Annotated in this window: 6 protein-coding genes and 1 tRNA gene; 5 read left to right on the plus strand and 2 right to left on the minus strand. The window is 39.9% G+C overall.

The features are described 5' to 3' along the window. The 3 genes from AAC037_RS13805 to AAC037_RS13815 all read left to right on the plus strand — a co-directional run. The coding region (locus AAC037_RS13805) for a glycosyltransferase family protein (protein ID WP_339903533.1) at nucleotides 1-942 on the plus strand (942 nt) is incomplete at its 5' end. 272 nt (nucleotides 943-1214) lie between these two features. Then, the gene (locus AAC037_RS13810; protein ID WP_339903534.1) at nucleotides 1215-3887 is read left to right on the plus strand and encodes a glucosidase; all 2673 of its coding nucleotides are present in this window, start codon (nucleotides 1215-1217) and stop codon (nucleotides 3885-3887) included. Beyond that, a complete protein-coding gene (locus tag AAC037_RS13815) occupies nucleotides 3862-4443 on the plus strand; it encodes a ribonuclease HII (protein ID WP_339903535.1) in 582 nt (193 codons plus the stop codon). The genes AAC037_RS13810 and AAC037_RS13815 overlap by 26 nt, the downstream gene beginning before the upstream one ends. Nucleotides 4444-4453: 10 nt before the next feature. Here the strand turns inward: AAC037_RS13815 and AAC037_RS13820 are convergent, their stop codons facing one another. Next, nucleotides 4454-5938, minus strand: coding sequence for an NAD(P)H-hydrate dehydratase (locus AAC037_RS13820; RefSeq protein ID WP_339903536.1), 1485 nt, complete (start codon nucleotides 5936-5938; stop codon nucleotides 4454-4456). Between the two features lie 965 nt (nucleotides 5939-6903). Beyond that, nucleotides 6904-6977 (minus strand) — tRNA-Ile (locus AAC037_RS13825). A 188-nt stretch (nucleotides 6978-7165) separates the two neighbouring features. Between AAC037_RS13825 and AAC037_RS13830 the strand changes: the two genes are divergently transcribed. Beyond that, nucleotides 7166-7795, plus strand: coding sequence for an HAD family phosphatase (locus AAC037_RS13830; RefSeq protein WP_339903537.1), 630 nt, complete (start codon nucleotides 7166-7168; stop codon nucleotides 7793-7795). After that, nucleotides 7788-8163 (plus strand): site-2 protease family protein (locus tag AAC037_RS13835; protein ID WP_339903538.1); only part of this gene is annotated, 376 nt, incomplete at its 3' end. The genes AAC037_RS13830 and AAC037_RS13835, both read left to right, overlap by 8 nt.

Raw genomic sequence — 8163 nt, forward strand, 5'->3', positions numbered from 1 at the left:
AGTTTCCCCAGTCCCAATTTTATCACAGATAAAGAAAATAAATCTATCCGCATCAGTGCAACAATTATTGAGAACTTGAAAAAGTCTGCACTTTTTATGCGTACATTAAAACAAATAGACCAACGGGTAAAATACCATAAGCCGGATGGCATCATAAATTTTTATGACATTTTGGGAGGCTTATACAACTTGCTTTATAAACCTAAGGCAAAATTCATTGCCATAGGACATCAGTACCTTACCTTTCATCCTGATTTCATCTTTGCCAAACAGGGAAAAATCAACAGTCATTTATTTAAGCTAAACACCCTGCTTACTTGTTACGGTGCCCAAATGAAAATTGCTTTGTCCCTTTGGCAACCCTCACCGGAAACGCCAGGTAGAGGACTAAAAGTTTGGCCCCCACTAATTAAAGAAAGCATAAAAAAATCAGCAATTGCACAAGAAGATTTTTACCTGGCCTATGTGGTTAACCCGGGCTATGCTCAAGAAATCATAGAATCTGCCAAGAAAAACCCGGAGGCAAAAATTGAAGCTTTTTGGGACAATACTGCCTTTGAGAACCCTTATCAGGCATTGCCAAACCTAACTTTTCACCTGATAAATGAACAACTATTCTTAGAAAAAATGGCTACTTGCAAAGGTTTTCTTACCACAGCAGGTTTCGAATCCATAGGTGAGGCCATGTTTCTGGGCAAACCAATCCTTATGGTTCCGGTAAAGGGACAGTATGAACAGCGTTGCAATGCGCTGGACGCAGAAATGGCCGGTGCCGGCAAAGCCTCGGATACATTTGATCTATCCGTTTTGGAAGATTATATGCAAAAACCAGCCAAAAACTTTCAGAAGGGCTATACTTTTAAAAACTGGCAAAGTACTTTGGACAACCATATCACGGAAATGGTGGCAGAACTATCGAGTCAAAGAAGCCTTAAAGTTTAAGCCTGAGGCCCTGATCTTCTCTAGTCCTCCGCAATAATGGACCATGGCCTTTTGAGGTCAGCCTATATCGAATGAACCTCTTTTTCCCATTACACCAAGTTAAAACCATACATATAAAGGTTTATTTAAGGCTTTATAAAGAGAGGTTGGTGATTCAATCCATAATAATATTGAAACAAATTGAAAAAAAATCAAATTGAAGCATGAATTTTTAGCATAAAGAAATCTAAATAGCTTAAATTCGCTCTTTATTAATTCGGCGAGAACTACCCATGAATATAGAGCTAAAGCGATTGAAGGAAGACCGGGAAAATACCCGGCACTGGAAGAAATGGGGCCCTTACCTTACGGAAAGGCAATGGGGTACCGTTCGAGAAGATTATAGTCCAGATGGATCTGCCTGGGAGAATGTAACCCACGATGATGCCAGAAGTAAAGCATACCGTTGGGGAGAAGAAGGTATTGGCGGTATCAGCGACAACAAACAAAAATTATGTGTTTCTTGGGCATTCTGGAACGGTCAGGATGAAATGATTAAAGAAAGGCTGTTTGGTCTCACAGGAAATCAAGGAAATCACGGTGAGGATGTTAAGGAATTGTATTATTACCTGGATTCCTCTCCCACGCATAGTTATATGAAAATGCTCTATAAATACCCACAGAGCAAATTCCCCTACCAGCAAATACTGGATGAAAATCTAAGAAGAGGAAAAACTGATAGAGAATACGAGATATTAGATACAGGTATATTTGATAACAACGCTTATTTTGATATTTACCTAGAATATGCGAAGGAAGACATAGAGGATATTGTCTGCAAAGCCACCATCCATAACCGAGGTTCGGAAGAAGCCGATATATGGGTAATGCCTACCATTTGGTTTAGAAAAACATGGTTTACAGGAGATGAGCCTTTTATGCCCACCCTCAGAAAAAGTGGCAAAAATAGAATTAAAGCCTACTCTCCAAAATCAGGGAATTATAGCTTTATTTTTCAAGGGGAGCCTGAACTTAAGTTTTGTGACAATGAAACCAACCGGGAAAGGCTATACCATATTGGCAATCAAAAAAAATACCTTAAAGATGCCATTAATGACTATGTGCTTCATGGGGATAGTACTCACCTAAACCCTAAAAACACCGGCACCAAGTCAGCTGCCATTTATAAACTGACCATCCCTGCCGGAGGAAAGTCCGAAGTACTCTTCAGGATGCAAAAGTTGCAAACTGAAAACCCTATTGAAAATGCCGAAAGGATTCTTCAAAACCGCATAGAAGACACCAACAATTTCTATGAAAATATCCAAGAAAGGGTTAAAGACGACGAAATGAAAATGATCCAAAGGCAAGCCTATGCAGGTATGCTATGGACCAAACAATTTTATTACTACAATGTAGAACGTTGGCTGGAAGGTGACCCGGGAAGGTATCAACCCCCACAAGAGAGAAAATCCGGGAGAAATAGCAATTGGCGCCACTTACAGAATTATGACATTATTTCAATGCCAGACAAATGGGAATATCCATGGTATGCGGCATGGGATCTGGCATTTCATACCATCCCCCTTGCCCGTTTAGACCCGGACTTTGCCAAGGATCAGTTGCTTGTCTTGCTAAATGATTGGTACATGCACCCCAATGGTCAAATGCCTGCCTATGAATGGAATTTTAACGATGTCAACCCTCCTGTCCATGCCTGGGCTGTCCAGCGTGTCTATCAAATTGATAGAAAAAATAACGAAAACAAAGTAGGAGACCAGGAATTTCTGGAAAGAGCCTTTCATAAACTCCTTCTTAACTTCACATGGTGGGTCAATCAAAAAGATGAAGAAGGCAAGAATATTTTTGAAGGTGGCTTTTTGGGGCTTGACAATATCAGTGTTTTTGATAGAAGCCATGTAGACAAGTTTTTTGGTAAACTTGAACAAGCAGATGCCACCTCTTGGATGGCCATGTTTAGCCTCAATATGCTTAGGATCTCCTTGGATCTATGTGAATTTAATAAAGTTTATCAGCACACAGCCATTAAATTTCTGGAACACTTCCTGAATATAGCAGGTGCCATGAGCAATATTTCTAAGGAAAATATTAGCCTTTGGGATGATGAAGACAACTTCTTTTATGATGTCCTGCACCTTTCCGGAGAAGAACCTAAGCTCATGAAAGTAAAATCCATTGTGGGCATCATTCCAATGTTTGCTGTAGAACCTATTCGGGAAGAATTGTTTGATGACCTGCCTGAATTTAAAAAGCGATTGAATTTTTTCTTTAAGGAAAAACCTAAATTGGCTGCTTTGGTATCCAACTGGATTCATCCAGGGCGAGACAAAAGGCGACTCTTTTCATTGCTGCGAGGACATCGAATGAAAAGCATTCTTAACAAAATGCTTGATGAAAAAGAGTTTTTATCAGAATATGGCATTCGCTCCCTGTCCAAGTATCATCTGGAACACCCCTACTCTATACAAATCAATGGCAATCGATTTTCCATCAGGTATGCTCCAGGAGAATCAGAAACCTCTATGTTTGGTGGAAATAGTAATTGGCGAGGCCCCATTTGGTTTCCTATCAATTACCTGATCATTGAGTCACTGAAAAAGTTTGATTACTATTACGGCGGCACATTCTCCATAGAATATCCAACGGGTTCAGGGAAATACATTACCCTGGATTTGATCGCAAAAGAATTGTCTCTCAGATTGATCAACATCTTTATGAAAGACAAGGATGGGAATCGACCCATCTATGCAGAAAATGAGAAAATGCAGAAAGACCCTCATTTCCAAGATTTGATTCTTTTCTACGAGTATTTTCACGGGGACAATGGACGTGGACTGGGCGCCTCCCACCAAACCGGCTGGACAGGCTTGGGTGCCGAATTGATTTATAAATACCATAAAGAACAGGAATTTTACCCCAATGCTGCTACCGAATTTAGCTCCTAATAGATTAGAAGCCGGCTGTGATGAGGTAGGCAGGGGTTGCCTTTGTGGTCCTGTGACTGCCGCTGCAGTCATTCTTCCGGAAGACTATGCCAATGAGTGGATCAACGATTCAAAAAAGTTAACCAAGGGCAACAGGGAAAGGCTTAACAATGAGATAAAGGAAAATGCCTTGGCTTGGGCCATTGCTAGTGCCTCAGTCGAGGAAATAGACGAAATCAATATTTTGAATGCATCCTTTCTAGCCATGAACAGGGCGATTGATGCATTAAAAGTCACGCCTGAGTTTTTATTGATTGATGGCAACAGGTTTAACCCAGTCTACGATATTCCTTACCAATGTATAGTGAAGGGAGATGCCAAATATGCAAGCATAGCCGCCGCCTCCATTTTGGCAAAAACACATAGAGACGAATTAATGGCCAAGCTAGCACTTGATTATCCGGGGTATGGTTGGGAGAAAAATGTTGGTTATCCAACCAAAGCCCATCGCCTAGGAATACAGACATTGGGTCCTTGCCCTCACCATAGAAAATCTTTTCGCCTGCTACCGAAATAAGCCGGTATACTTATTCTATCCCAAAAGCCAATAAACTTTGTGGAATACTGTTGATGATATCTGAAGGCAATGTGCCCCTTCCATTTTTTTCTCCGGCAAGTTCTCCGGCATGTCCATGATGAAAAACACCGCATATGGCCGCATTTTTCATTGAATACCCCTGACCCAAAAAGGAGGTGAGTACTCCTGTAAGCACATCTCCGGAACCTCCTGTGGCCATATAAACCGTCCCGGAATTGTTAAATATTTGGCTTCCATCAGGAAAAGTGAGCAAACTAAATGCTCCCTTTAAAACCAAACTACAATTATTTTCTTCGCAAAAATCTCTGGCCAAATTAATTCGCTTAAGGTGATTGTCACAAGCCTTGCCCGTTAATCTTTCAAACTCTTTTAAATGCGGTGTAAGGATAACATTCGGGTGTAATAAAGATATCCATTCTTGTTTTTCCCCTAGGATATTGATGGCATCAGCATCCAGTACGGTAGGCCCTGAATAATTTTTAAGAACATGGTGAACCAGCTCCTTGGCATTTTTTCCTTTGCCCAGACCGGGACCCAGCCCAATCGCATCTATGCCTGAAAAATCAAGGTCCGCATCAACTTCCCTTTCCGAGGATGGTGGCAATACCATGGCCTCAGGGATAGTAGATTGAACAATATTTACCCCACATCTCGGTACTTTGCAAAACACAAGCCCTGACCCTGTTCGCAATGAAGCCATGGTACTCAGACAAATAGAGCCCATTTTACCATAACTTCCTCCAGCCAAAATGATGCGTCCAAAATCGCCCTTATGGCTAAAAACAGGAAACTTCCTATGGTAGGAAGCCATGTTCTCTCCTGAAAAAAACCAATATTCGGAAGAAAAAGGTTTAAAATGCTTTGGTTCCATCCCTATTTTTCTCACCACCAACTTTCCTACATAAGCCGCATGCTCAGGAAATAGTAAGGCCAATTTTGGAAATTGGAAGCTGACGGTATAATCCGCATGAAACACTTCCCCCTCCGCCTGAGCATCAGATGGAAGTCCTGAAGGCATGTCTACGCTGATTTTTACCCCTTCCCTATTATTTAGCATTTGCACCAAGGCATCGTACTCCCCTTCCAGGGGTCTGTTTATTCCTACACCAAAAATAGCATCGATGCAGATGTCAGAAGGCTTCAATTGGCTCCAGCTGCTTGCTCTTATTTTTTCCGGTAAAACCTTTAGGTTTTTGGTAAAATCTACAGATCCTTTTTCTTGATTACCTATTATAGCAACATTTACCTGATACCCCATACCGGACAATATCCTTGCGATGGCTAGGCCATCTCCCCCGTTATTACCCGTTCCACAATAAATGTTTACTGTACTGGCTTTCTTATATTTGGCTTCAAACCAATGACAAAATTCATTGGCAGCCCTTTCCATCAACTGATAGGAGCTAATACCCGATTCATTGACATACAATGCATCTAACTCCTTCACTTGTTTTCCTAAAATTATTTTTTGCATAAAATATTATAATCAGTGACCCTTGAATCATCAACCATTCAGCCAAGCATAACAAAGTCTGTGCTAAGGCCGCTTAATTAATTTTTCCCGTAACTAATTATGGTGGACATTCAATACTTCTTTGTAAAAAAACCTACTTAAATTAAGGCATCTTATCCTCTCCAATTGAGGGAAACACCCCCTGCAAACCATCAGACAAAATACCATAGCAATGTAATAGCATTAAGTTGAACCTTGAAGGGATCAATTATGGGAATTTAAAATAATCAATGACTAGACAAAAACCAATTAAAGGTTAAATCAGAATTCTTAGTTTCTTAAAATTCAGTTGAAAATAATTAAGACTTAGTTGGAAATATTAATTATAAACTAAGTATTTTTGCTACAAATTATTTTTAGTAGGTGGATTGAGGTTCTTGTAAGGGAAATTTCAATATTCACTATTTAAACAATATCTTAATTCAAGGGTAAATCCGTTTACTTTTTTACTTGCCTTTTCCTCTTTACCACTTCTATTGCTTTTGGGCAATGTAGGATCTTAAATAACAATGACTCCTACGGACTTTTGCTTACAGACGGGCTGAGCCCGGCATTCGAGTTCAAAAGTTTTATGACCGATAACCGGGCAATCTTTTGGCTAAAGCCAAGGAAATGAGATAATATTCAAAACCCCCAGCTAAAGCTGGGGGCTATTGAGAAGCGTAATCTATAAATAGATTCCAAATTCCATTAGATTTTTACATTAAACAATCCTCTCAATAGGAATGGGCTTTAGCCCATTTATTAAAGCAATAACCTATTTAACCGGCTTTAGCCGAAATTTAGAGCGTAAAATTTTTTCATATATAGCAACCTTAACCAATAGCTTAGGTCTCAAACACCTATGGCTTCGACAGGCTCAGCCACCGGTGTCAAATATAAAAAATTAGGCATAAAAAAAGCCGAGATTGCTCTCGGCTAATTTGTGGGCCCACCTGGGCTCGAACCAGGGACTTTCTGATTATGAGTCAGATACTCTAACCAGCTGAGTTATAGGCCCCACTATTTTTAAGATTTTATACTCTCCTCTATTTGACCACAAATAAAAGAAAGTAATCGTCCAAGTCCAAAATTATTTCAAATTCAACTCGGCTCCCATATGAAGTTTAAAAGTCTTTTGAAGCTTTTACCTTGCTTTTGGGAATGCAATGTTACATATTTGATTTTAAAATCACAACATAATTTGTAATGAAAAATTGGCAAGAAATTGAATTTTTGATTTTTGATTTAGGCAATGTTATCTATGACATTGATTACCAACGGACTTTTGAAAAAATAAATAGTCGCCTGCCGGAAAACCAACATCATTTAATTAAAGAATTTATGGTCTCCCCTATTCACTTTGACCTTGAAACAGGGAAATCAGACGAAAATACTTTTAGAAATGGCGTGAGGGATTTCTTTTCTTCAGACTGGGAAGATGCATGGATCGATGAGGTTTGGAACAGTATCTTGGTGGATATTCCTCAGGAAAGATTGGAGCTGCTAATGGAGCTAAAGAAAAAATACCCTTTGTTTATGCTGAGCAATACCAATAGCATACATTTTAAGGTGGTGGAAGAAACCTTTAAACAAAAATTACCAAAAGACACCTGGCCTCAGCTTTTTGACCATTTGTTCTTAAGCCAGGAAATGGGTTTGCGTAAGCCGGATGAAGCCATTTACAAAGAGGTGGTCAAAGGCATTGGCGCAGCTCCGGAAAAATGTTTATTTTTTGATGACCTCAAAGAGAACCTTTTGGGCGCGAAAAAAGTTGGCATACAAACATACCATATTGACCACCCAAAAGCATTAATCAATTTTTTTCAAAATGTATAGTACCAAAGAATATTTAAAACACGGTACCCTTTTCCTATTAACAATTGTTGCAACTACCCTGGCAGGCGGTGAATGGCTCTATGGAAGGAGCATACTCTCCTCCGAGCAACCGCTTACCTGGGAATATTTTGTCCTCTCTCTGCAGTTTTCTCTTCCCTTTATAGGGATTCTACTGATTCATGAGTTGGGGCATTTGTTTACTTCCATTTACCATAAAGTAAGGTCATCCTTACCTTTTTTTATTCCTGCCTGGCTAGGTTTCCTAGGTTCACCCTCCATAGGAACCTTTGGTGCCGTTATACAAATAAAAGGGCTAATTAGCAGTAGAAAGAAATTCTTCGACATTGGTGTTGCAGGCCCAATTGCCG

The organism is uncultured Cyclobacterium sp. (assembly GCF_963976465.1).
GTDB lineage: Bacteria > Bacteroidota > Bacteroidia > Cytophagales > Cyclobacteriaceae > Cyclobacterium.

Excerpts from the sequence above, each read along its gene's own strand:
- AAC037_RS13820 (WP_339903536.1), bottom strand. The coding sequence starts at position 5,938 with ATGCAAAAAATAATTTTAGGAAAACAAGTGAAGGAGTTAGATGCATTG.
- AAC037_RS13810 (WP_339903534.1), top strand. The coding sequence starts at position 1,215 with ATGAATATAGAGCTAAAGCGATTGAAGGAAGACCGGGAAAATACCCGG.
- AAC037_RS13830 (WP_339903537.1), top strand. The coding sequence starts at position 7,166 with ATGAAAAATTGGCAAGAAATTGAATTTTTGATTTTTGATTTAGGCAAT.
- AAC037_RS13815 (WP_339903535.1), top strand. The coding sequence starts at position 3,862 with ATGCTGCTACCGAATTTAGCTCCTAATAGATTAGAAGCCGGCTGTGAT.